Source organism: Ruoffia tabacinasalis (genome assembly GCF_005864045.1).
GTDB classification, from domain to species: domain Bacteria; phylum Bacillota; class Bacilli; order Lactobacillales; family Aerococcaceae; genus Ruoffia; species Ruoffia tabacinasalis.
Genome location: NZ_VBSP01000001.1, coordinates 47,649 through 72,202, shown reverse-complemented (window position 1 = coordinate 72,202; position 24,554 = coordinate 47,649). Strand labels below are relative to the sequence as shown.

General features: G+C 34.8%; 26 protein-coding genes, 1 pseudogene, 1 riboswitch and 1 other annotated feature. Of the genes and pseudogenes, 6 read left to right on the top strand and 21 right to left on the bottom strand.

Annotated elements, in window-relative coordinates; genetic code table 11:
• Nucleotides 1–217: 217 nt before the first annotated feature.
• Nucleotides 218–1,594, top strand: coding sequence for a Trk system potassium transporter TrkA (gene trkA / locus FEZ33_RS00380; protein WP_235888730.1), 1,377 nt, complete (start codon nt 218–220; stop codon nt 1,592–1,594).
• A gap of 10 nt (nt 1,595–1,604) precedes the next feature.
• Nucleotides 1,605–3,056, top strand: coding sequence for a TrkH family potassium uptake protein (locus FEZ33_RS00375; protein WP_138403400.1), 1,452 nt, complete (start codon nt 1,605–1,607; stop codon nt 3,054–3,056).
• A gap of 100 nt (nt 3,057–3,156) precedes the next feature.
• Here FEZ33_RS00375 and FEZ33_RS00370 read toward each other — a convergent pair whose 3' ends face one another.
• Nucleotides 3,157–3,408 (bottom strand): hypothetical protein, encoded by a 252-nt coding sequence (locus tag FEZ33_RS00370; protein ID WP_138403399.1) that lies wholly within the window; start codon nt 3,406–3,408, stop codon nt 3,157–3,159.
• A 228-nt stretch (nt 3,409–3,636) separates the two neighbouring features.
• Here FEZ33_RS00370 and FEZ33_RS12335 point away from each other — a divergent pair, with 228 nt between their 5' ends.
• Nucleotides 3,637–3,813: a hypothetical protein gene (locus FEZ33_RS12335; RefSeq protein WP_171031212.1), complete on the top strand. Its 177-nt coding sequence runs from the start codon at nt 3,637–3,639 to the stop codon at nt 3,811–3,813.
• Nucleotides 3,814–3,871: 58 nt separating this feature from the next.
• On the opposite strand, the gene FEZ33_RS00365 is transcribed toward FEZ33_RS12335, so the two are convergent.
• The 9 genes from FEZ33_RS00365 to FEZ33_RS00325 all read right to left on the bottom strand — a co-directional run bounded on the left by FEZ33_RS00365 (nt 3,872) and on the right by FEZ33_RS00325 (nt 11,647).
• The gene (locus FEZ33_RS00365) at nt 3,872–5,329 is read right to left on the bottom strand and encodes a DEAD/DEAH box helicase (RefSeq protein WP_138403398.1); all 1,458 of its coding nucleotides are present in this window, start codon (nt 5,327–5,329) and stop codon (nt 3,872–3,874) included.
• A gap of 122 nt (nt 5,330–5,451) precedes the next feature.
• A complete protein-coding gene (locus FEZ33_RS00360) occupies nt 5,452–5,853 on the bottom strand; it encodes a universal stress protein (protein ID WP_138403397.1) in 402 nt (133 codons plus the stop codon).
• A 167-nt stretch (nt 5,854–6,020) separates the two neighbouring features.
• On the bottom strand, nt 6,021–6,851 hold the full coding sequence (locus FEZ33_RS00355; protein WP_138403396.1) for an energy-coupling factor transporter transmembrane component T family protein: 831 nt from the start codon (nt 6,849–6,851) through the stop codon (nt 6,021–6,023).
• Nucleotides 6,851–8,578, bottom strand: a complete 1,728-nt coding sequence (locus FEZ33_RS00350; RefSeq protein WP_138403395.1) for an ABC transporter ATP-binding protein — start codon at nt 8,576–8,578, stop codon at nt 6,851–6,853. Before FEZ33_RS00350 ends, FEZ33_RS00355 begins: the two co-directional genes overlap by 1 nt.
• Before the next feature lie 5 nt (nt 8,579–8,583).
• A complete protein-coding gene (locus FEZ33_RS00345; protein WP_138403394.1) occupies nt 8,584–9,138 on the bottom strand; it encodes an ECF-type riboflavin transporter substrate-binding protein in 555 nt (184 codons plus the stop codon).
• Nucleotides 9,139–9,142: 4 nt separating this feature from the next.
• Nucleotides 9,143–9,994: an SAM hydrolase/SAM-dependent halogenase family protein gene (locus tag FEZ33_RS00340; RefSeq protein ID WP_138403393.1), complete on the bottom strand. Its 852-nt coding sequence runs from the start codon at nt 9,992–9,994 to the stop codon at nt 9,143–9,145.
• 65 nt (nt 9,995–10,059) lie between these two features.
• Nucleotides 10,060–10,310, bottom strand: a binding site (T-box leader).
• A gap of 127 nt (nt 10,311–10,437) precedes the next feature.
• On the bottom strand, nt 10,438–10,833 hold the full coding sequence (locus FEZ33_RS00335) for a hypothetical protein (RefSeq protein WP_138403392.1): 396 nt from the start codon (nt 10,831–10,833) through the stop codon (nt 10,438–10,440).
• A gap of 20 nt (nt 10,834–10,853) precedes the next feature.
• On the bottom strand, nt 10,854–11,216 hold the full coding sequence (locus FEZ33_RS00330) for a Spx/MgsR family RNA polymerase-binding regulatory protein (RefSeq protein WP_138403391.1): 363 nt from the start codon (nt 11,214–11,216) through the stop codon (nt 10,854–10,856).
• A 14-nt stretch (nt 11,217–11,230) separates the two neighbouring features.
• Nucleotides 11,231–11,647 (bottom strand): hypothetical protein, encoded by a 417-nt coding sequence (locus tag FEZ33_RS00325; protein WP_138403390.1) that lies wholly within the window; start codon nt 11,645–11,647, stop codon nt 11,231–11,233.
• Nucleotides 11,648–11,808: 161 nt separating this feature from the next.
• On the opposite strand from FEZ33_RS00325, the gene FEZ33_RS00320 reads away from it, so the two are divergent.
• Complete coding sequence (locus FEZ33_RS00320; RefSeq protein WP_138403389.1) at nt 11,809–12,618, top strand: MBL fold metallo-hydrolase; 810 nt, start codon at nt 11,809–11,811, stop codon at nt 12,616–12,618.
• A 169-nt stretch (nt 12,619–12,787) separates the two neighbouring features.
• Here FEZ33_RS00320 and FEZ33_RS00315 read toward each other — a convergent pair whose 3' ends face one another.
• The 6 genes from FEZ33_RS00315 to FEZ33_RS00290 are packed head-to-tail and all read right to left on the bottom strand — an operon-like array spanning nt 12,788 to nt 18,468.
• Nucleotides 12,788–13,552: an SDR family oxidoreductase gene (locus FEZ33_RS00315; protein WP_138403388.1), complete on the bottom strand. Its 765-nt coding sequence runs from the start codon at nt 13,550–13,552 to the stop codon at nt 12,788–12,790.
• Nucleotides 13,553–13,556: 4 nt separating this feature from the next.
• Nucleotides 13,557–14,513, bottom strand: coding sequence for an ABC transporter substrate-binding protein (locus FEZ33_RS00310; protein WP_138403387.1), 957 nt, complete (start codon nt 14,511–14,513; stop codon nt 13,557–13,559).
• Nucleotides 14,500–15,261 (bottom strand): ABC transporter permease, encoded by a 762-nt coding sequence (locus FEZ33_RS00305; protein ID WP_138403386.1) that lies wholly within the window; start codon nt 15,259–15,261, stop codon nt 14,500–14,502. Before FEZ33_RS00305 ends, FEZ33_RS00310 begins: the two co-directional genes overlap by 14 nt.
• Nucleotides 15,254–15,997 carry an ABC transporter ATP-binding protein gene (locus tag FEZ33_RS00300; protein ID WP_138403385.1) on the bottom strand — a complete coding sequence of 248 codons (744 nt, stop codon included), beginning with the start codon at nt 15,995–15,997 and terminating at the stop codon, nt 15,254–15,256. The genes FEZ33_RS00305 and FEZ33_RS00300 overlap by 8 nt, the downstream gene beginning before the upstream one ends.
• Nucleotides 15,998–16,010: 13 nt before the next feature.
• Entirely contained in the window at nt 16,011–17,432 is a 1,422-nt protein-coding gene (locus tag FEZ33_RS00295; RefSeq protein WP_138403384.1) for an acyl-CoA reductase, read from the bottom strand.
• The gene (locus tag FEZ33_RS00290) at nt 17,419–18,468 is read right to left on the bottom strand and encodes a LuxE/PaaK family acyltransferase (RefSeq protein ID WP_138403383.1); all 1,050 of its coding nucleotides are present in this window, start codon (nt 18,466–18,468) and stop codon (nt 17,419–17,421) included. Before FEZ33_RS00290 ends, FEZ33_RS00295 begins: the two co-directional genes overlap by 14 nt.
• An 85-nt stretch (nt 18,469–18,553) precedes the next feature.
• Nucleotides 18,554–18,664: riboswitch (TPP riboswitch) on the bottom strand.
• Between the two features lie 1,438 nt (nt 18,665–20,102).
• On the opposite strand from FEZ33_RS00290, the gene FEZ33_RS00285 reads away from it, so the two are divergent.
• Nucleotides 20,103–20,465, top strand: coding sequence for an MBL fold metallo-hydrolase (locus FEZ33_RS00285; protein WP_138403382.1), 363 nt, complete (start codon nt 20,103–20,105; stop codon nt 20,463–20,465).
• A 230-nt stretch (nt 20,466–20,695) separates the two neighbouring features.
• Here FEZ33_RS00285 and FEZ33_RS00280 read toward each other — a convergent pair whose 3' ends face one another.
• The 3 genes and pseudogenes from FEZ33_RS00280 to FEZ33_RS00270 all read right to left on the bottom strand — a co-directional run bounded on the left by FEZ33_RS00280 (nt 20,696) and on the right by FEZ33_RS00270 (nt 22,349).
• A complete protein-coding gene (locus tag FEZ33_RS00280; protein WP_268951487.1) occupies nt 20,696–21,058 on the bottom strand; it encodes a recombinase family protein in 363 nt (120 codons plus the stop codon).
• Between the two features lie 6 nt (nt 21,059–21,064).
• Nucleotides 21,065–21,208: pseudogene (locus FEZ33_RS12955) on the bottom strand (hypothetical protein); the annotation flags it as partial.
• 547 nt (nt 21,209–21,755) lie between these two features.
• Complete coding sequence (locus FEZ33_RS00270) at nt 21,756–22,349, bottom strand: RluA family pseudouridine synthase (protein ID WP_138403380.1); 594 nt, start codon at nt 22,347–22,349, stop codon at nt 21,756–21,758.
• 265 nt (nt 22,350–22,614) lie between these two features.
• On the opposite strand from FEZ33_RS00270, the gene FEZ33_RS00265 reads away from it, so the two are divergent.
• Nucleotides 22,615–23,028 carry an OsmC family protein gene (locus FEZ33_RS00265; RefSeq protein WP_138403379.1) on the top strand — a complete coding sequence of 138 codons (414 nt, stop codon included), beginning with the start codon at nt 22,615–22,617 and terminating at the stop codon, nt 23,026–23,028.
• Between the two features lie 45 nt (nt 23,029–23,073).
• Here FEZ33_RS00265 and FEZ33_RS00260 read toward each other — a convergent pair whose 3' ends face one another.
• The gene (locus FEZ33_RS00260; protein ID WP_138403378.1) at nt 23,074–23,757 is read right to left on the bottom strand and encodes a metal-dependent hydrolase; all 684 of its coding nucleotides are present in this window, start codon (nt 23,755–23,757) and stop codon (nt 23,074–23,076) included.
• Nucleotides 23,758–23,957: 200 nt separating this feature from the next.
• Nucleotides 23,958–24,503, bottom strand: coding sequence for a DUF899 family protein (locus FEZ33_RS00255; protein ID WP_138403377.1), 546 nt, complete (start codon nt 24,501–24,503; stop codon nt 23,958–23,960).
• Nucleotides 24,504–24,554: the final 51 nt, after the last annotated feature.

Genomic DNA, 24,554 nt, shown 5'->3' with positions numbered 1-24,554 from the left:
TTCTTTTATCTGAATAATGATTTGTGATATTGCCTCTTGTATTTTCTTTATAAGTTGATGAAACTATTGTAATATTGCTTTATATAGTTTAAAATGACTGTCTTATTAGCTCTAGAATTTATCCTTATAAACCTTGCAATTATACGCTTTTTATTGCATGTTTATTAATGATCAGGTCAAAGTGCTAATATTCAACTAATTTAAATTTTAAAAATAAATGAAAACGAAGGTGAATCGTCAAATGGATATTGTCATTATAGGTGGAGGTAAAGTTGGTGAAATTCTTTGCCAAGAACTAGCATTGGAGAATAATAATGTCGTCCTCATCGAAGCTAATTCTGAAAGATTGAATCGTATTATTAATAAAAATGATATTACAGGCTTAGTCGGTGATGGAGCGGATTATGATAACTTAGTCGAAGCTGGCGTTGAACAGTGTGATATGTTTATAGCTGTGACTCCTGAAGATGAAACAAATATTATAAGTTCTATTATAGCTAAGCAACTGGGTGCCAAATATACTATTGCCCGGGTAAGAAATCCTAAGTATACGAATCATATTGAATTCGTCCGTGATAGCCTAGGTATCGACTTGGTTATCAATCCTGAAATGGTGGCAGCTCGTTATATTACCAAAAGTATCGAATTTCCGCATTCACTCAGTATTGAACAATTCGGTAAAGGTCGAGTCAATTTAGTTGAACTAGAAATTAAAGCCGGCAGTCCATTGGTCGATCAGTCTTTAAATCAGTTTAGAAATGAATATGGTGAAGTATTAATTTGCGCCCTAACCCATGATAAACAAACTATTATTCCCAGTGGGCAATCAGTCTTGAGAGTTGGGGATCGTGTTTATGTTACTGGATCTCGAGAAGATTTAGCAAATTTTTATTTCAAAGCTGGTTACCGTGAAGAGAAAACTAAGTCGGTTTTAATTATCGGCGGTGGCCGTGTGACCTATTACACGCTTCATCTGTTAAGTAAAATGGATATCGATATAAAAGTAATCGAATTAAATGAAGAAAGAGCTTTAGATCTTAGTCACCGCTTCCCACAAGTAGTAGTAATTAAAGGTGATGGTATGGAGCAAGAATTGTTATTAGAAGAACGTATTGAAAGCTTTGACGCAGTTTTAAGTTTGACGGGTATCGACGAGGAAAACATTATCAACTCAATGTACGCCCTATCTTTAGGTATTAAAAAAGTTATGACAAAAGTAAGTCGAACTGACTTATTAAAAATATTAGGTGATTCAGACTTACAAGCCATTGTTACACCTAAACGATTAATAACAAACAAGATTTTACGTTACGTTCGCTCATTAAGAAATGCAACAGCATCTAATGTAGAGGCTTTGATTCGAATTGCTGATAATCAAGTCGAGACCTTGCAATTTCTTGTTAAAGAAAGTAGTCGTGTTGTGAATATCAAGCTAAGAGATTTAAATACAAAAGACAATTTATTAATTGCCTACATAATACGAGGTTCTCAACTGATTTATCCTACGGGTGAGGATGTTATTTTAGCTGATGATCATGTCCTAATCGTGACCAAACATAAAGCGTTTAACGACATTGATGATATCTTAAGGTAAGGAGGCAATAATGAATACACAATTTATCCGCTATACACTCGGAAATATCTTAATGATTCTGGCTGGCCTGATGTTATTACCTTTGATCGTCAGTGTAATCTACCAAGAAAGCTGGGTAAATATAGCAAGTTTTCTTGGTACTTCTCTAGTGACTCTTGTTATTGGTTTTGCCCTATCTCGAACAAAATTGCATCGACGTACTTTTTATGCGCGAGAAGGCTTTACGATAGTTTCTCTATCTTGGTTTTTAATTTCTTTTGTTAGTGCGATTCCGTTTGTTCTTAGTCAGCAGATTCCATCTTTTGTTGATGCCTTTTTTGAAATGACGAGTGGCTTTACAACAACTGGTGCCAGTATTTTACTTGATGTGGAGGCTTTATCGCATTCAATGTTATTTTGGCGTAGTTTCAGCCACTTTGTAGGTGGAATGGGAGTCTTAGTTTTCGCATTAGCCATATTGCCAAAAGCCGAGTCTTCCTCTGTACATATCATGAAGGCTGAAATGACTGGACCTACATTTGGTAAACTTGTTTCTAAATTGTCATCAACGGCCCGGATTTTATATATTATTTACTTCACCTTTATGATGATCACGTTAGTTTGTTTGTATATTGCAGGTGTGCCCTTCTTCGAGGCGATGTTACTTGCATTTGGGACCGCCGGAACTGGAGGTTTCGGTGTCTTGAATGGGAGTATCGCACCTTATGATAGCTTTACAGTTGAGATGATATTAAGTATCGGCATGATAATATTCAGTATTAATTTCAATTTGTTCTATCTAGTCTATATTCATCAGGCGAAACGAATTCTAAAAAGTGAAGAACTTCGTTGGTTTCTAGCAATTATCGCGATTGCTGTGCTTTTAATCTCAATAAATTTAATCTCAACATCTTATGGTGTTAGCAATGCATTTCGTGATAGTTTCTTTACGGTTGCTTCCATTATATCGACTACGGGTTATTCAACTGCCCTCTTTGATCATTGGCCCTTATTCTCTCAGTTAATACTCATTCTTTTGATGTTTGTTGGAGGAATGGCTGGCTCAACTGCAGGTGGTTTGAAGGTCTCACGTATTTTGCTTTTAGTTAAAATAGGTTGGGCAGAAATAAAACAAACAATACGACCTAATCGTGTCGTTACCATCGATTATGAAGGTAGACGTATTGACTCTAAATTAGCCAATACAGTCTTGAGCTACTTGGTGGTCTATATTATTATTTTTATTGTAGCGGTGCTTGTCATTAGTTTAGAAACACCAAACCTACTATCCTCTTTTAGTACTGTGGCAGCAACCCTTAATAACATTGGACCTGGTCTAGGCATTGTGGGACCCTCTCAAAACTTTGCTCATTTTAGTCCATTTATCAAAATATTCCTATCATTCATTATGATCATGGGACGTTTAGAAATATTTCCAATGATAATTTTATTTGCACCGAATACATGGCTAAAACGCTATTAATCAACAATAAATTTTAGCATTATAAAAAACATAGTGAGTGCTCTTAATTTCGAAAGAGTCTCACTATGTTTTTTGTTACTTTCATTTTTATGCGGCAGTGTTACAAATCGTTACAAAACTTAGGAAACACATTTTCTAAATCATTAACAGCATCGCTCAGTATTTGTTGCTCATCGATGGGTTGTATTGTAGTCCCTTGTGCACGTGCAATATATGTTTCATGGAATCCCATAACATTTTCAAGCATTTCTTTTAGATAATAGTAACTAAATTCCAATGGCGAGTATCTAACATTATTTGTATAGATACTACCACTCGATTGGATTATTAATAGATTTCGATCATTACTCATTAAGCTTACAGATTCTGATGCTGATGATTGTAATAAGAAGGCTTAGCGTATGCTTCGAACAGATACCATATAAAAATTAATGATCATGATAGATTTTGAAGAGACTTTAAGTTTGAATGATTAAAAACATTACAAAAAGATACAGATGGAAAATTAAATACAATACCATTTAGATGTTTGATTAACCAACGCGGTGTGGAGACATTTAAGAAGAGCCGTTACCCTAACATGCATCTAATTACTGAAGGTGACAAGCATTATATCGCAGGGTATTTTAATCCTGAGGAAATTACTTATATGGCTGAATATATGATAAAATTCGGTAAAAATATCGTGATTGAGTTCCCTCCTCTATTAAAAGAAAAGTACTTTGAATTAGTAAAAGATATTCTTGATTTGTATTAGCCGACCTTTAAAGACAAGTAAACCCAATATCGTTGATATTGGGTTGTTCGTTATATATTTATTTTCTCGCTTTATGTACTTTTAATTTTTTACCTTTAACTGTGCGGTTTTGCATTTCAGAGATGACATAAGGTCCCATATTATTCAGTATTTCAACATATGTAACATTTTCTTGAATGGTAATAATTCCAATGTCCTCGGCTTCGACACCTTTAATATTCGTTAATGTTCCAACAAAGTCGATGGCTCTGAGTTTTTTCTTTTTACCGCCATTGAAGTAGACTCTCGTAATATCTTTATTCAGTTCTTTATTACGAGCTGTTTTCAACACAGGTCTAGAGTTAATTTTTTTCTCAAAAGCTGTCTTACGACTCATTACTTGGCGATTGCTCGGTGCGTTTACCTCCGTAAATTCTATGCCAGTTTCTTTAGCATACTCACTTACTTCTTGCCAACGCTTCATCTCATTATCGCTAATTAAAGTTAAGGCAACACCTGTTTTCCCTGCACGACCGGTTCTACCAGTTCTGTGCGTGAAACTTTCATTCTCAAAAGGCACATTATAATTGATAACATGCGTCACGTTATCAACATCGATGCCGCGAGATGCAACATCGGTTGCAACCAAATAACGTAATTTACCAATTCTAAATTCCTGCATGACGTCCGAACGGTCATCCTGATCCATTCCGCCATGTAATTTATCAATAGGAATCCCAGCTTTTGCTAAATAGCTATCGACTTCATCAACCACCTCGCGTGTGTTACAAAAAATGATACACGTATCAGGATTTTCAATTGTTAATAGATCCAACAATAACTTTTCTTTAGGTAAATCTTGAACTCGAATATAAGATTGTGAAATGTCAGGTGTATTTTCTTCTGATTTTTCCATTTTTATTGTCTTATGGTCTTTTTTCATATAAAAGAATGCGAGTCGTTCGATTTCAGACGGCATTGTAGCTGAAAATAACATCGTTTGACGTTCTTTAGGTAGATAATCAATAATGTCTTCAACTTGTTGTATAAAGCCCATATTCAGCATTTCATCCGCTTCATCAAGAATTAAACTCTTAATTTCATCTACATTCAAAGTACCTTCTTGAAGATGCTCTAAGATACGACCGGGTGTACCCACTACAATATGACTTTTTTGTTTTAATTCGGATTTTTGAGTTTTGAATGAAGATTTACCAAAGACAGCCGTCACTTTAATTCGTTTAAAACGACCGATATTCATAATATCTTCTTTAATTTGCATCGCTAATTCACGTGTTGGTACTAAGATTAAAGCTTGTGGTTTATTCTCTTCCCAAATAACTTGCTCACAAAGTGGAATACCGTAAGCCGCCGTCTTACCACTTCCTGTTTGCGATTCAGTGAGAATGTCCTCATTATTTAATGCGAGTGGAATAATTTCTTGTTGTACCGGTGTTGGTTGGTAATATCGAAGGCTATCTAGTGCTTTAGTAATTTCCGAGCTGATGCCCATTGATTCAAATGTGAATTTTTTCATATTTTCCTACTTTCTTTACTACGTCGCATCAGTATATCAGATTGTCAGATAAATGGTATGATAAATTATAATAAATCACATAAAAACTGCTCTAAATGATATAGAGCAGTTCCATAAATTGTTTAACGACTAATTAAGACATCACATTGGGCATTTCGAACAACATAATCTGTAATTGACCCAATAAGCATCTTTGCTACACGACCTTTACCTGTCGCTCCTAATACAATTAAATCAATGGACCAACGGTCTACTAATACTTCAGCAATTTGAGTACGAGGATCTCCATAAATTAATTCTGTTTCTAAAGAAACCCTTTCATTTCTAGCATACTCTTTTAGTGAGTTTAATAGTGATTCACGTTGTTCTTTAGGAATATCTTGACCATCATCTTCCTTCACTACTCGAACTAAATACACATTACTATCCCATTCTCTTGCTAAGCGGACGCCTCGTTTGAATGAATCGATCGACTGTTGTGACCCGTCAACTGGCAAAAGTATATTCTCATATATTTTTGACATTAGTATCAACACCTCTCCTTATTGTAAGCGCAACCAACCTATCTATATTCATTATAAAACATACATCAGAATAAGCAAGAATTAAAGATAGTAAAATGAATATAATCAATATACAACAAAAAAAGAATACACCTGCCTGTTCGCAGATGTATTCGTATATGTATTTATTAAAAGGGATTATAAAATCTTCCGCCATTAACAAAGAATAATAAAATTCCAATGACGGTAATTATAACGATCAAAGCCAAGGCGATAACATCTTTTTTAGTAAAAGGTCTATATCTATACCATGTTCTTGATTTATTTTTCCCAAAGCGACGTAACTCCATTGCTTGGCTTATAATTTCAATTCGATTTAAGCTACTAAAGATTAATGGCATAATGATTTGTGCAGAGCGGGTAATTCGTTTCATTAGTGATGTTTTCCGGCTCATCTCCAGTCCACGAGCTTGTTGAGCTTGTCTAATCTCAAAAAAGCTGTCTTGAATATCCGGAATATAACGTAATGCCAATGATACAGCGTAACTAATTCGGTACGATACACCAATTCGATTTAAACTTGAAGCAAATTCACTCGGATCTGTTGTGAATATAAATATTAAAGCTAAGGGAATGGTCGTAAAGTACTTAATTGCGACATTAAACTCATAAAATAATTGTTCTGCCGTAATTGTATATCGTCCGATGCCATCAAATAGCACTGTTCGCGAGTTATACAATTGTACGCCATACTCTGGTTCAAAGATATATATTGTAAGTAAATTTAAGATAGAAAATACTAAAACAAAATAGATTAATACTTTAATATTTCTCCATGGAATACGTGCGATATAGAACAAAATTAAACTAAAGATTGTCATTGCTACTAAAAATCGAGTGTCAAAGCTAGTCATTACAATTAAGGATATTAAGATAAAACTAATCAACTTTGTGGAGCCACTTAGATTATGTATGATTGTCTTATTAGGGATGTAACCAAATAAATTCTCTTGACTCATCAGCGCATCCCCCTCTCATAACGCATAAAGCGTCCAATAAAATCTTCTGAAGTCATCGAAGGTAAAAGTTTACCTAATTGGTATAGACTTGTCTCAGTAAGATGGGCGGCTTTTAATAAATGAGTATTAGAAAACAACTCTGATGGATTCGTATCGGCTAATAATTTACCTGTATCAAACACCAATGTTCGATCTGTATACTCTTGCATTAAATGCATATCATGCGTAATCATTAGAATAGTCATGTCTCTTTCAAGATTGAGTTGGTTAAGAAATTGCATCATATCAGTATAATGCGCGTAATCCTGTCCTGCTGTTGGTTCATCTAAGATAAGAATTTTAGGATCTAAAACAAGGATACTCGCAATTGTCACCCTTCTCTTCTGCCCATAACTTAAAGCCGAGATTGGCCAATTACGGTATGGATATAAGCCACAAATTTTTAAAGTATCAAACACTTTTTCTTCAATGTCACTTTCTTTCCATCCGCGATTAATTAAACCTAAAGCAACTTCATCGTAAATCATAGTTTTTGAAATCATATTGTTTGGATTTTGCATAATAAAACCAACCGTATCCGCAATTTCTTTAATGGATAAATCGCGAATCTCTTCGTTATTTACGATGATTTTCCCAGAACTTGGCTTCACAAAACCACTAATTGCTTTTGCTAATGTTGATTTACCGGCACCATTAGTCCCGACAATACTGATCATTTCGCCTTCATTTACTGAGAATTTAATATCAGACAAGGTTTGGACATTAGTTTCTGAATTATACGAGAAATTAAAGTGGTCGACTCTCAATATAGTATCTTTTTCATTAAAATCTTCTTCGTGTGTCACTTGACTCGCCCACTCTTCAATAAGCTTGATATCTTCAGATAATAGATTTATTTGGCTGAAAGTGTTCACATGATTATATTTATTAATATCAATCCCAGCGTACTTCATCGCTGTTAAATAAAGCGGTTCTCTAACACCAACTTCTTGTAAGACCGTGCTTTTTAATAGCTCCGTTGGTGATGAATTAAACACTAGCTTACCTTCATCAATGACCAAAATACGATCAATATCTGCTAAAAGAGCCTCTTCTAAACGATGTTCTACTATTATTGTTGTATAGTTGTGCTTTTTGCTTAATTGGTTGATTAAACGCATTGTATCCGCACCTGATGCCGGATCTAAGTTTGCTAATGGCTCATCAAATAATAAGATAGGCGCATTATTAACTAGAATGCCACTAATTGAAACACGCTGCTTCTGGCCACCAGAAAGTTTATTCGGCATGCTTTGAAGTAAGTCATCAATTTCTAGAGTTTCACTCCAATTCTCGACAATGGTTTGCATCTTTTCTTGCTCCACACCATCGTTTTCTAATGCGAAGGCAATATCTTCAGCAACTGTTAGGCCAACAAATTGTCCATCTGTATCTTGTAAAACCGTTCCTACTTCTAAGGATAAGTCAAAAATAGAGCTCGTTTGTACTTCTTTTCCATTGACTGAAACAAACCCGTCAAGTTGACCTGGATATGTATTTGGTATTTGCCCATTAATACAACGAGCAATAGTCGATTTCCCTGATCCACTCGGTCCAACAATTAATATTGTTTCACCGGCGTAAACATCAAAGTTTATATCGATGAGATTTTTTTCTGCCTGACTATCATATTGAAAACTAACTTTATCAAATTTGATCATCGGCGTTCTTTTTTCTTGAAGGTCCATATAAATTACTCTTTCGTTAAGCTTCCACTTTTAGTTCGGGTTTTTGTATAGGCTGTAATCAGTAACGTTCCTAATACTCCAACGGCAATTGAATTCATAGCAGCTGAAACAAATCCTTGGACAAACACTTTATTAGCAGGTTCTGAATAAATTAGAATATCTAGAAGCGGTGCAATAATCCCCCATGCTAGAACATTTGTAACGACTTGTCCGATATTAAATGTAATCATATCTTTTTTAGTAAATTCGCCTGATTGAATGTTTAAGCGTTTTGCAATTAATCCATAACCAAAGCCAGTGACACCAGAAGAAAGTACCCAACTCCACCATAAACCATATGTAAGTAAATCTTTAATTGCATGTCCAATTAAACCGATTAATAAACCAGCAACGGGTCCATAAATGACAGACATTAAAGCTAAAAATGGATACGTCGTTTCAATACTTGTGTTTGGAACTCCCGTAGGAATTGAAAGGAAACGTCCTAGAATGAAGAAGACAGCTGCACCAATACCTACAGCAACGAGTTTAATTATAGATGAATTATTATTATTATTCATAAATCTATTCTCCTTTTACTTTTTTAATTTGAATTAACCAGTCTTTCCCTGTCCCGATATTATATGTTTGAGAGAAGTTCTGTTGGTTAATTGCTACACCTAAACGAATTAATGAGTTAATATATCCTACAGTCTCACCAACTGCAACATCAGCAAAGCTGTGTCCGAATAATAATTGGTTATCGTACTTTTTAATATCATCATGGAAAATTTGTACACTGATTTTATCACCCGTTTGAATCCCAGCTTCTTCAACGAGTTCTAATGGAATATTTGTCCATAAAGATCCAAATCGAATATCTAGAATGTCAATGACACCGTGAATGACACCATCACGTAATTCAGGTTCCGCGATTTCTAAAGTCTTAATTGAGTCGACACTGACCTCTTTACTTAAATTTTCATAATATGATTCATTGTCCGCAATCATTGCACCATTATATACATAAACATCACGTCCGTGGAAAGTGTGACTTTTCTCAGAATGTGGTAGACGGTCAACTTCTTCATTAATTTCTTTAACGCTTTCTAACCCAACGAATTTTGCGACGTGTGATAATGATCCATTATCTGGAGTGACAATATACTGCCCAGCGGTTGTTTTAGCAACAACACTTCTTCTGCTACTCCCAACACCAGGATCAACCACAGACACAAAGACTGTTTTGGCTGGCCAATATGCTACTGTTTGTAACAATCTGTATGATGCATCGTTAATATTATATGGTTCAATTTCATGTGTTAAATTACTGATTGTAACCTCTGGTGCAACTGTGTATGCTACACCTTGCATAGCTGAGACTGCCCCATCCACTAATCCAAAATCTGTCTGTAATACTAAATGTTTGTTATTCATATTGTCCTCCATCATATAAGATAAATTTAAATTTTTTCATTAAAAAATCCCTGCGTAATAAATTACGCAAGGACGAGAATATTCATTCACGTGGTACCACCTTCATTTACAAGAGCGATGAACTCATTGTCTTATTCAGTAAACAATTCATTGATTTACTGAGACACTGTAACGGGTGCCGACGTATATATCTTAAGCTCTACTTTCGATATATCCACTCAAAGACCATTTTCTATCTATCATAATTACCTTTTTCCAGCTTACGAGGCTCTCTATAAATTATGAATAAATATACTTTTCTTATCAAGGTGTTTAATATTCTCATTGTTTTTTCATGATATAATTTAAAATTAATATAACAGCAAACATTATTAATGTCAACGTTATTTGAAACATGTCCATCCCTACGATATTAATGTTCGTGTCATCTCAGTCTTATGAAATTATAAAATCTTTCGATTTCGAATAAAGTATAATAGCGTTTCAATTATTAGAAATGGCAAAGTATAAAAGAACAAGTAAGCTGAGAAAGACCCTAAGAAACTATCCGAGAAAATAAAGAGGACAATTGATAATAAAAGCAACCCTAAGATGATAGAAAGCGTTACGATCAACTTTTGACTAAAACGCGTTAATCTATTAACGGCGTAGACAATAAAATGATATATAGCCGTATTTATAAGTGTTGAAAAAAATGCTGTGAAAGGAATCATCGGAATCAACTCAATAATCGAATTCGAGGAATCAATCGCTCTAATTCCCTCAATGATAGCATACTGTCCAAGACCTGTGAGTATTAAACGGAATATAAATTGTTTTAAGATAGATATTGTTTTCATAGGCACCTCTTATGTTTGACTTATTGATCTAACCAAGCTGCTTTCAATACACTTTCCTTTGCGCCATTCGTTAGTGTCTTACCATCTGTAATTAAAGGGCGTTTTATTAACATACCGTTTTTCGAAAGTAGATCAATAATTTCCGATTCATTCATTGTGTCCAACTTATCTTTTAGACCCATTTCCCGGTACAAATTTCCAGCCGTATTAATTATTTTGCGAGCTTGACCATTCGCAGATGCAATTGCTCTTTGAATGATTTCTTTACTAGGTGGATCATCACGAATATCGATAATATCATCCACACTGACACCTTTATCATCTAAATATTCCTTTGCTTTTTTCGTAGTTGTACAATGACCTAAACCATAAATTGTTAACATAAAAAACTCCTTTATTAAATATTTCGTTTGTTACCATCTCTGTTGCCCTTGTTCAGTTTAAACACAATTATCATCATTTCTAACAATAGTAAAGGTAAAGACAAGATTGCGTATAAAGTGGTAATGTATATTAAATTATGGGTTGAAACAAGCAACAATAAGTATAAAACATAAGTTATGATTGCAATTATTATGAATGGAATGATACTTTTTATTAATTTAGACTGAGTGTGCCCTATTACGTTGATTATCAGCACTTTTATTACCCAATTTGAAATCGTCCCAACTGGAATCGCAAATAGTATCAGAAGGAATAGAAAACCAGCTGCTTCTTGTCCAGGAAACTGCATCCATAGCGGAATTAATAAAATTTGACCAATTCCTGTTAGTAATAAGCGAGTTAACATTCGTCTTAACCAATTTTCTGGCATCGCTACTCTCCTCCTCTTTAACTTTTAGTTGATAATATTTAAGGTTAATATGATTTAATATAAACAAGATAATTGAAAACTCTTTTTACTTAGTTTATATTAGCATATGTGAATTTACAAATCCTATCTATATATTACAAGTTTCAAAGGAAGGAATTAATATGGAATTATTTAAAGTAGAACCGGTAATTCCGGGAATTACTCGAATCAAGATGCCTTATGTATGTTCGTATATCGTCAAAGGATCAGAGCGAGCTGTTTTAATCGATACTGGTTTTGGTTATGGAGACTTAAAGTCCGTGGTAGATGAATTAATTGATCTACCTTATGATGTCATCTGTAGTCACGGTCATCCCGATCATGCTGGCGGTAATGGACAATATGATACTGTGTACTTACCAGAAGGTGAATTTGAGTTAGTAAAGCACGGAACAAAGATTGAAACAAGACATTCAACTATGAATAACGTGTTGCGTCGCTTTAACAAATCATTCCCTAAAGAGAATTTCTTACCGAAAGGTGACGTGAAATACATCTCATATAATGAAAAGGATGAATTTGATTTAGGTGGCGTAACAATCCGCCCTGTCCACTTGCCAGGTCATACAAAGGGAATCATGGGTTTTATCATCCCCGAATTAGAAGTCGCAATGCTTGGTGATGCTTGTGCGAATCCAACATTATTAAATTTAGAATCGAGTGCTTCCATTCAAGAATATCGTGATGCTTTAGTGAAATTAAGTAAATTACAGAAAAACTTTAGAGTTGTTCTAACTCAACACAATTCGTTTTCGGAACCGCTTGACGTCGTTAAAGATAACTTGTATTGGGCTGAACGCATCATATTAAATTCTGATGATCGCTTAGCTGTTAGAATGTCAGGTAAAGAGTCTTTTGTCGCTAGAAACCGAAATACCTCTCATTACAGAGGGAATGCCGGGAATCTAGTCTATACTTCTCAAAGTCTTTAATAGACGTTAATAACCCACAATTAACTTGAGGATAGACAAGTTAATGTAGTGCCCCCCTAAACCCGGACATGGATTTAGGGGGGCACTACATTATCTTATTAATAATATAAAAGTAATTAGGTTATTTTGGCAATATGCTTTTACAGTAAGATTCTACTATCCTGATATTTTATCTCGTAACTAAACCACCATCAACATAAAGTGTCTGTCCTGTCATAAAGCCGCTCCAATCAGAAGCTAAAAATAAAACTGGCCCCACAATATCCTCAGGTGTTGCAATTCTTCCCAGTGGAGTAGCATCTGCTATCGTTTCTTTTTGTTCTTCTTTGGTTGATTTAGTTGCTGCGGTTGGATAAACTAGCCCGGGTGCAACAGCATTCATCCGAATACCTATACTACCTAGATCTTTTGCCATACTTCTTGTGTAACCAATGATTGCTGCTTTAGCCGTCGTATAATCCTGATATGGTATAACTGGATGTTCCACTAAATTGGAAGTAATATTGATAATACTTCCCTTCCCAAAGTTTGTCATGTTTGGCAATACTTTTTGCACCAATAAGTGTGCAGCTTTTAATCCTCCTTGTAATTGTATCTCATAATCTTGCCACTCCATTTCCCATGCCTTTTTTCGATTTTCTGCATCGAATATATAGGGTGCAAATACATTATTAACCAACACATCGATTCTTCCAAATGTCAGTAGCGTCTCTTCTACTAAATGATTCACACCTTCTTCTGTGGTTACATCTGCTTTAATAACTATTGACTGGCCACCTAATTTTTCACATGCTCTTGCCACTTCTTCGGCTGATTCCTTGCTATGATTATAATTAACAACCACATAAGCACCCTGACTAGCGAAGCCTTTAGCCAAGGTTGCACCAATTCCACGACTTGAACCACTAACGATAACCACTTTACCTTCTAGCATATCTTCACTCCTCAATTGCTTCAATGTACTGGCTCATTTCTAATTTTTTTGGAATGAGACCTAATTCAAAATATGTATCGGCACCTTCCTGGATGACATCAATATCCACTTTACCTATCTGACCATTCTCATCTAAACTCGCAGTATTTCTTAAATTGATAATTTCTCGGTTAATTTCTGGATCACGCCCATCAATGGCTAACTCTACGGCTAATTCTGCTGCTCTATCTGGATTTCCAATCATCCATTGGGCACTTTTTTTATAGGCGAGAATGAAATCCCTTAACAGCGCTTCTTTTTCTTCGTAGGTTGATCGTTTTACTACGAAAAAATCACTCGGTATATTCAAAGAGTCTCGCACTTCAAAAATATTTGGAGCACTTAAACCCGCCCTTATGGCCGGAACTAAGGCTGTATCGGTTGCGGCTGTTGCATCCACTTGTCCCTGAATCAACGGTGAAAAATTAGCAATACCTACATCTAATAATTCTACATCTGATTCTGATAAACCTGCTTGATGCAATAATACTAATAAATTTTGATATGTTCCACTTGACCGACTATATATACCAATGGTTTTTCCTTTCAAATCTTTTGGAGATTGAATATGATTATCCATCGTAACTACATTAAAAACATTTTGTGGATATACCGTATATAAAATAACTAAATCTTCGCCATTAGCGAGAGCACTATAAACTGCACCAGGATCGGTGAATGCGATATCAGCTTGTCCTGTTAACATATTTTTTAACGCATCTTGTCCGCCATTTCCCGGAATAATCGACAAGTCTATACCAGCTTCTTTAAAGAATCCATGTTCCTCTTCTGCCAATAAATTCGTCTGTTCAACAATTAATTGACTCCAATTGGCTATTGTCAATGAATTCGTCGTTTGAAAACTGCAAGCACTTAACACTGCTATAAATATTAACACTAGCCCTATTTTAATTTTTCTCATTTTTATTCTCCTTGCTATACCATAATAGATTTTCCAGAATATTAACTAATCCATATAGTATACAGCCTAATATTGCTAATAGAATCAGAACAGCAAACATTAAAGTTGTATCCATCATTCCTTGTGATGCAATAATCAATGCACCTAGCCCTTGTTTTGCGCCTATAAACTCCCCCACTAAAGCACCTACTAGTGAGAGAACTACAGCAACACGAAGTCCTTGAACAATCGTAGGCAAACCAGCTGGAAACTTTAGATACCATAATGTTTGCCATCGCGAGGCATTCATCAAACGAAACAAAGTTAATTGATCTGAGTTAACATGTTGAATCGCACTGGCAGTTGCTTCTAATAATGGAAAAAAGCAAATCAAAGCAGTAATAACAATTTTCGACATCATACCATATCCAAACCACAACATGAATAATGGAGCCAAAGCGATTTTAGGAATAGCTTGTGAAATGACGATATACACAGAAAATACATTTTTCAAAAACGGGCTTTCCCCGATGATGATTCCTAGTAATACCCCCAAAAATCCACCCATTAGTAATCCAATGATTAGTTCAACGACTGTAGTCAATATATGAGGGAGAAAATAGCCATCGAGAATCCCTTTCCAAAGGACGGAAAAAACAGCAAGTGGGCGTGGTAAAATCAGCTCAGATACCTGTTGAGCACTCAATTCCCAGATGAATAATAACAACACACCCATTAACAGTGATAGTAGCGAAGCTCTCTTATTCATGTTCCACCCCTAACAATTGACGAATAGTTCTACAATATTCTCTAAATGTTTGAGAATCTCGCCGATTGATCTCTGTCTCTTCCCAAGATGGAGATTTTTTTTGAGAACTCATTTCACCCTGACTAATCACCCCAATTTGATCTGCCAAAAAAGCAGCTTCAGTTACATCATGGGTAACAAAAAGCATCGCGATCTTTTCTCTTTTATTTAATCTCAATAATTCATTTTGTAACTCCTCTCTTGTTATGATATCCAAAGCAGCGAATGGTTCGTCTAGAAAAAGAAGTGTGGGTTTCTTAATTAATGCTCTTGCTATCGCTACTCGACTTTTTTGTCCGCCAGATAAAGTAGATGGTATTCGCTCCGCAAATTCTGATATTTGAAGAATCTCTAATAATACTTCTGCATAATTAATATCTTCTGCCGTAATTTCGCGTTGTAATTGAATCGGCAACAATACATTTTCTAAAACTGTCTTCCAATTGAGTAAAGTAGCCTCTTGAAATACAAAGCCAATCTTATTCGATGGCTTTGTAACTATGTGTCCTTGATGGTAAACTTTTCCTTTCGTTGGATTTTTTAGCCCTGCTGCTAACTCTAGTAAGGTTGACTTACCACTCCCACTACGACCCAACCAGCAATGAATCTCACCCGTTGGTAGCTGCCAATCAATTCCTTTCAATGTAAAATTTTGGTTTTTATACTGATAAGAGACTTTTTGTAGCTCTAATTCCATGATATGTCCCCCTCTAATCCATGTAGTAATTGAATAATTCTGAAGAACAAACAACCGAAGGGTCGATATCGACCATCCGAACCTGTTCTTTCAGAAATGAATAACCATCCTGATGCCAACCGGCATGTAACTGTACCATTTTATCCAAGCTAGTTACGCGCGTAATGCCTAAAGCTCCCCAATCGGAAGCAATGTCAAATAATTCATCCGTCGGCGCAGCGATTCCTACTGTTTGAAGGACTTGCGACTTGTCACGAATGATTTCTGCTAAACTTTTCCAATGATCAATAGCAATAACTTGTACCACCCGTGATAAGGGAGTTGGTTCAAGAAAAGGCTTCTCACTGTAGCTTACTATCCAGGAGCGATCCTCAGGGACAATTACTTTACAATGATCGTCCCACATTTTTGATTCATAAAATTTTGAGCGATCATATGCTTCTTCAATTGATAAATTTCTTAAAGGATAACGATTCTGATAAGATTGAAGTTTGCCTGCTAATAGTAATGCCCATTCATGCGGACTTGTTTGTCCATTCTTTTCTACGAAAAAGAGTTGGGGAGAATAACACCCTTGCTGATCGTAGTAAATCACTGACTTTGCAGCTTGTTTAGCCAAGTTTTCTGCTTTTTGCTTATCTAAAACTAGCTTGTGTAGAAAACCAAAACTTAATTTATTACCAAAACCAATGAAATGTGTATTGTGACCTATTTGTTGCTGCAGTTTGGATATAGTCCGATTACTACCATATCCAACTACTACTTCAGCTTCATTCAATAACATCTTTTCACGACCGGTATCTCCCCCCTTCCAAGAAACAATCGCAAGACTATCTGCTAATCGAGGCTCAATTTCAACCAATAATTGACAGAAAACACCAATAAATAAAGGTTCGCTACTAGAAACTTTTCCAATCACTTTTCCTTTAACTAATAGACTTCCTACTAAACTCCAAAGAGGTAGAACTGGTACATTCCCTGCCCAAATATGTGCCGTTAATTTTGGTCCAACAGCCTTGGTAAATCCCCCATGAGAACTTGCTATAAATTGATCAAGGATTAGAGGATTTTCAAAATTCACAGATAACCAACGCATCAATTCATGTTCTCTAAAAGTCTTCAGTGAATGAGTCAGACTTAATCGAATCGTTTCGTGATTAAAGCCAGTAATTAGTGGCAGAAGTTTTTCTAGTTTACGACGTAAAGGATGTTTTCGATCTAATAACACTGCGACCGCCTTAGTAATTGCTGTGATAATTTCATTTGTAGTCAAGTGATTTCCTACCGTTTTCATTCGCTGTGATAAAATTTTCAATTGATCTTCATCAGGATGTGGCACTGAAATTGATACATCCTGAAAATCAATCTGTCGATTCTTAATCTTTAAATCTTTTGCCATCGGTGGTAAATAACCACTTTTTTCAATTTGAACCATTTTGATACTCCTCTATCCATTGTTGCGCAGATAATGAACAACCTCGTGATTCAATCAATGGTTGCCTTCCTACTAATTCAAAGCCACCCTCTCTTTCAATAGCTAAGTCCCCTGTTTGAATAGCTGGTACAGAGTTGATATTGGCTAAATCAACATGTACTAATAAGCCAATTTCTCCTTTAGGAACTTCTTGCTCAGTGATTGGATCAATAATTTTAAAACGAATCCAATGTGGTCCTCGCTTTATATTCTTTCCACCCAATTCAATCTTCGAATAGTATTGCGAAGATAATTCTGTCATCCCATACATATTTACTATTTTTGTCTTGACTTTAAACCTATCTTTTAATAATTTATAGAAATCATTTTCTGAATAAGACCTTGAGAAATTCTTAAATCCACCTGTATCAAAAATTAAGCTATCCTCATGCAAATGAATCGATTTATTTTTGTCTTCTAAACTATCAAGTAAATGAACATAATTGTAACTCGCACCCAAAATCATTACGGGCGTATGCTCATGTTTTTGAGTCCATTCAATCAATTTTTCTAACTCTAACCCATCTTTTGACACAAAATGTGCGGAATCTTTCGTTCCATCAGCTTTTAATAGCGATAAATAATGGCTTAAAGAAGAATGAGGCATATTTTTTTCATCTGGAAATAAAATTGCCATGGGATATTTCTTTGCACTTACCAAATTTTTAAAACTTTCTTTCGCTGATAGATCATAGACGTCAAGATCACGGTGATAATGCTTTCCTTTATTGCCACTCGTAGTTCCACTCGTCATAAAAACATATGAGCATTCCTCTTCAGGAGTTACACTTAAAAAGCTGGACTTAAATGCCTCTGTCGATACACTTGGAATGTCCTTCCAATGTCTAACTTGCTTAAGACCGATCCCTTTTTTTCGACAATATTGTTGATATGCCAGATTATTTTGGTAAAGATACCTGAACAATTGTATGGCTACTTCATCGAAACTTTTATACTCTTCTGGATTACAAATAAATTCTTGGATTATTGTTTTCATATTTTCTCTTTCTCCTTAATATTGACACAAAAAAAGCACCCTAGACTGATTCTAGGGTGCACATACGTATTATTATTACTGTTCTTCATAATCGTTATATGTTCCCTACGCTAGTGTCAACTAGATCAGGTTCTAAGGGTCATTATCTTCACGGATAATATCTCAACCAGCAACACTGGTCCCCCTACATGGAATCGCTATTTAATTGTATTAATCATTTATTCTCGCTTAAGAATAAGCCAAAGTTTTCTGCTTGTCAAGAAATATTGAGTACCTAGATATGTAAACTTACTTCTACTTGTAATCGTCTATTGGTTGATAACAAATAACACGTCCTTTACAAAACCTGAATGTACGTACCTTTAAAAGTAAAAAAATAACAGCGGGCATTTCATTAAAGGATTGTATGAAATGTAAAAATCATTTCGTTACTTAGATGAAGTGCCAATGAGAATTGAAAAACTATAATAAATACTAAATTATTAAAGCCAACGTTTATGGTCGCTAACTCATGCTTTCTAAACGGAATATGAAAAATAAAATGATGTTTTATTTTTTAGCTTTTCTCACTTTTAACTGCTTACCCTTTATCATGCGGTTTTGCATCTGTTCTCAGAACTAGGTAGATTTTCGCGAATATCAGTAATTTCATGAAATTCTAAGCCCTGATTTTCTAGATACTTCTTTGCTTTTTGAATTGTTGTACAATGTTTTAGCCCAATTATAGTTAACATACATATCTCCTTTAACATACTGACTCTATCTACTCTTTTAATTGAGTCCAATTTCTTATTATATAAAATAGCATTTCAAGTAATAATAATGGTAGCGACAATACAAAGACAAAAATCAAAAGAAAGAATAAATCAAAAATGTTCAAGTTTGTTATGACAATAACAGTGATAAATAGACCAATAATAATTATAAAGGGGTACGCTATTTTTAAAGCAAATGAATCTGAATAATTCATTAACTGAAAAATCCATTTCTTTAACATGAGATTAATTATTGTTCCCACGGGGGCTGACATTAAAATTAAGAGTAAGAAATAAGCAATGGCCTCTTGACCTGGAATCAACATCCATAAATAAATTAGGCTAACTTGACCAACCGCGGTTAACAATAAACGGAGTATTACACTCCATAATTTAGGCTGATGTATTAACAAATGATTCACGTCCTTATTAGATTAGATATTTATTACGTAGCATGCCCTTTACTAATTACATTTTCGCACATTTTCAGCTTTTATAAAAGAATTTGATCCAATATTTTCTGATTTACTTCTATTTAATCCAAGATTATTATAGAGTTCAACTAATCAAGTAAAGGAGTGCATTATAAAGTTATTTGAAAGCGAACAAATTAACGACGCCATAATCCGTATTAAAATGCCTTACGTCTGTGCTTATGTTGTCAATGGGTGTGACAGAGTCGTTTTGATTAATACTGGTTTTAGATATGGGGATTTGAGGCAAGATGTTGATAACTTACTTGATATGCCATATGATGTCATCTGCACACAAGGTCATCTAGATCATGCGAAAGCAAGGCTTATCTTTCACATCGGAACACTTTATTGCTCAAAAAGAAATAAATTATCATTCTTATAAAGAATACGATGAGTTTAACTTATGGGAGTCACTATCATTCCCATACACTTACCAAGTCATACTTCAGGGATTATGGGGTTTCTTATGCCTGAACTTAAGACTGCAATTCTCGGTGACGCTTGTGCCAATCCAACAATTATGAATCAAGATTCAAGTGGAACCGTCGAATCATTCCGAGAAGGTTTAATTAATTTAAATCAACACCGTTCTGAATTCAATTCAGTTTTAACGCAGCATTCGAACTTTGGTGTGCCCTCTTTTGTAGTAGACCATAATTTATATTGGGCAGAGCAAATCTTATTAAACAAAGACGATCGTTTTAGAATTCGTTTAGGTGGTATAGAGTCTTTTGTCTCTCGAAATAAAAGGTTTTTCCACCAATAAAGCTACTCAGGTAACATTATCTATTGACTAAACAATATTCGAAATAAATAAAGCGTTACTTACCCCCTCATTAGGGTAAGTAACGCTTTATTATTGGGACAAATTAAATGTTGTCCATGGTTCTAATTGTGGTGGATTAGATTGAATTTTAATCAATTCTTGTAACGTAGGATGTGGAATTTCCATTTCATAAGCCGATAGGAATTATATGTCCAAATGTAGTTTTAAAATCATAGTTCTAAATAAGAATTATTGTTTAAAGGATTACGCGATAAAAGACTATAAATCCTGGTTTCTTTTGAATCATCAATCAACTCAATGTCGATTTTATTCAATTGACATTGATACTCAAATAATTCGAAACCATTTCGCATGAAGCGACTTTTATTCAAAGTGACAATCTTGCTGATTTCTTGCTGGTTAATCATTTTCAAGAGATTTAATAAGCTTTTTCGCTGATAATTAAGTTCGCCACCAACTTCTGAAAAGATCTCAAAAGTATAATCATGAGCTTGCATATATTCTTCAACAAGCTTAACTTGCGACCTTAATTCAGCCATTTGTGTCGAAGTGCTAACTCTACTATAACCAATAATAAGTTAACCATCGTTATTGATAGTCTCAGGTTGATAATCTTTTAATTGCTCCGAGGAATAATAGCGAGTTCCTGCATTAGTTATATGATGGGGAATCAACTCACCATTTTGCTGCATCCGTCTTAAAATATAGGGAGTTATCCCTGTTTTTTTGCAAACTTTTCAATAGACAATAATTCTATATTTTAAATTCCCTTCTGTATATTTTATCAGAGAGGATTCATACTATAAATCGATTTTATATTATTTGATTTTTTCGTGTTCATATTAAAGCGCAACCTTTAATACAGTCTTTCTCTTGCGAGTAGACTTCTATATGTTTCCATATAGCGCAGACTATTTCTTCTACCACATGGGTAGCCACATTTTTCTTCCGCCATTTGCTTGCGGCTTTACTCTCCCTCAAGGAGATAGTCGTTGAACGTCCCTCATATTCATTCATGAACTTAGAGTTTTCGCTGCTAAACAACCATTTTAATTTATCCTTAGCGCTACTTATTTACATACTGTCCTATATTAAGTAGTTTTTATTTCAGCTTAGATTATCCTTATTATTTTTTCTGCTTTCGCACCTTGACGTTTATTTTTTAAAATTCCGCTTTGGTCATAAGGCTTTAGGTATTCTTAGCAATTAAAGTGGAGTACGCACCAATTACTTGATACGCAGGGTATTATAATTGAAATGTAGTCAATCTCACAATATTAATGTTACCCATAAAGCAATTTGGCTGTGAGGCTTTATTCGATGATCTCCATATTTTTGATCACCATATAAAGGTGAGCCAATTGCTTGAAACTGTACCCGAATCTGATGTGATCGTCCAGTATGCAATTGAACTCTTACTAATGACATACCGTGCTGATAAGCTAGAACTTCATAACTCAAGTAAGCCTTTTTAGCCTGGTTATGATTTTTATCAACAGTGTAAACTTGATTCGTTTTACGATTCTTCCAGAGGTAATGTGTCAATGTCCCCTTCATCCTAGGCAACTTCCCCATTACTACGGCTAGATAGTATCTTTTCAAGTCATGTTTTCTTAAGGTATTAGATAATCTGGATCCCGCTTTTGATGTCTTGGCAAATACCATCGCACCCCCGACAGGTCGATCAAGCCGATGTATTAGTCCTAAGTAAACATTACCTGGCTTCTTATCTCTGACTTTCATAAATTGCTTTAGATGATTGAGTACATCTAAATCTTTACTACTATCTTCTTGTACAGGAACATTAACCGGCTTCTCAACAACTAAGAGATGGTTATCTTCGTACAAAATTGGCACATTCATAATAGCCTCCTATAAATATAATGTATCTATCCTAACATGGAAAAATAAAAAGGCAATAGGATGCTGTTTAATTGTTATAACGTATTATTTTTATAATTGCTTATTTTAAACAAAATGAATCTATTGTGTATTAGCATTAGATATCCCCCTTGTATATAAAGCGATAATCCCTTTCATTAGTATGAATTAAATTCTGTGATATAATTTATACTATCAAAGAATTCGCTTATCATCTAATTATTCTCAATGAAAGAAGGAATGCATCATGGCAGAGAAAGAGACAAAAGCAAAAGTAATTGATCGTTATATTGTGCAAGCTGATATCGAAGGTTTTTCATATACTATGGATTATACTGAACGAATGCCTGAATTTACTAGTCAGGGTACTTCACCAACTGGACTATTATTAGTTTCTTTATCTGGGTGTCATTTGATGACAGCAGTATCATACTTGAATATGAAAAAGATAGAATTTTCACAATTAACTGCTCGTGTGGCAGGTGATTTTATTGATGAGAACAGAGAGTGGCGATTAGATGCATCTGTTGAACTTGTAACTGATGCTATATTGAATGAGGTTCAATTAGCTGGGTTAGAACGTTTTATTCACCGCCATTGTAAAGTTTCAAGTATTTTAGGCAAAGGCAATAATATCAACTTAAATATTAAATTAGTATAAAAAATAGAAGTGAATAGATTACCTATCTCACTTCTGTTTTTTACTTTATAACTCAATCGTCTCACCAATTTCTGGAACATAACCCACCCCATCAGCTAATAATTTGGTAAATTGTGCCGGATCTTGTTCAATTAATGGGAAAGTATTATAATGAATTGGTACAACTTTCTTTGCCTTTAACCATTTTGCAGCTACCGCAGCATCGTCAGGTCCCATCGTAAAGTTATCTCCAATTGGGATAAAGGCTAAATCAATCTCATTTTTTTCCCCGATAAGTTTCATATCTGAGTAAAGTGCGGTATCACCCACATGATAGACCGTTTGGTCATCAGCAGTAATTAAAAGTCCAGTCGCTAAACCAAGCGTAAATGGCTTACCATCAATATCAATGGAAGAACCATGAATTGCAGGCGTCATCTTAACTTTTCCAAAGTCGAATTCATACGCCCCACCTGGCTGCATACCGTGTAAATCTTCTAAGCCTAAAGTAGCTAAATAATTTACTATTTCAACTGTCGAAATAACTTTAGCGCCAGTACGCTTTGCAATATCCACCGTATCTCCTAAATGGTCAGAATGCCCATGTGTGAGTAAAATTACATCTGCTTCTACTGTATTGGCATCTAAATCAGTTAAGCCATTCCCGGTAATAAATGGATCGATTAATATTTTTGTTCCATCATTTAATTCTAAACGAACAACCGCGTGTCCATGAAAACTTGCTTTCATGACGTTACCTCCTTATATTTTTAAAACGCTTTCTACACATTATCAGTGTAATGGTTATGGATAACTTTTACAAAATATATACTTTATAATTCTATAAATCGCATCATAAAATATCTAAAAAAAATGAGCAACTATTGTCAAGTCAGTTTAGCTGCTCACTATAATTTGTATTCAAATGATAATATTTACACAAGAAACACTTATGACATAGGATTGTTTGGCAATAAATCATATAGATGCCATAACACACCGAATTGATCACTCGGGCCAATAGGTGCAGAATTTATTCGAGAAATCGTTTCATCTGCATTTTTAACAAAAACGGAAAGACCTGGAAAGTAGCTTGTGCCTTCTTGAAAGCCCATGTCTTTTGTAAATCTCGATTCAGCGATGGAAACCATTGGAAACTGCCAACCACGCTCACTCTTAATAACAGCTTGTTGTTCCGGTGAATCTGGACTTGATACATAAAAAGCAGCTTCTTTTGAGATTAAAGGATAAATACCACTGAAGCCATCTGCCCAGGCAGTACACCATGAACATTTTCCGCCCATATTATGAATAACAATCATATAATCTTGATCCTTAAACATGTCTAATAAGTGAATGGGTTTATGATTCTCTGTAAGAAATTCATAATTTTTAACAGGTTGAGGCTCTTTCTGCTTCTTAAGTTCTTGGAGTTTTGTATATGTTTGATAAAGCTCTAGTGATAATTCTCTGATTTCATCATCAATATGTGACATGGGGAAGCTCCTTCTCTATGTTAATGTATTTTTAAAGCGAGTCTTTCAATT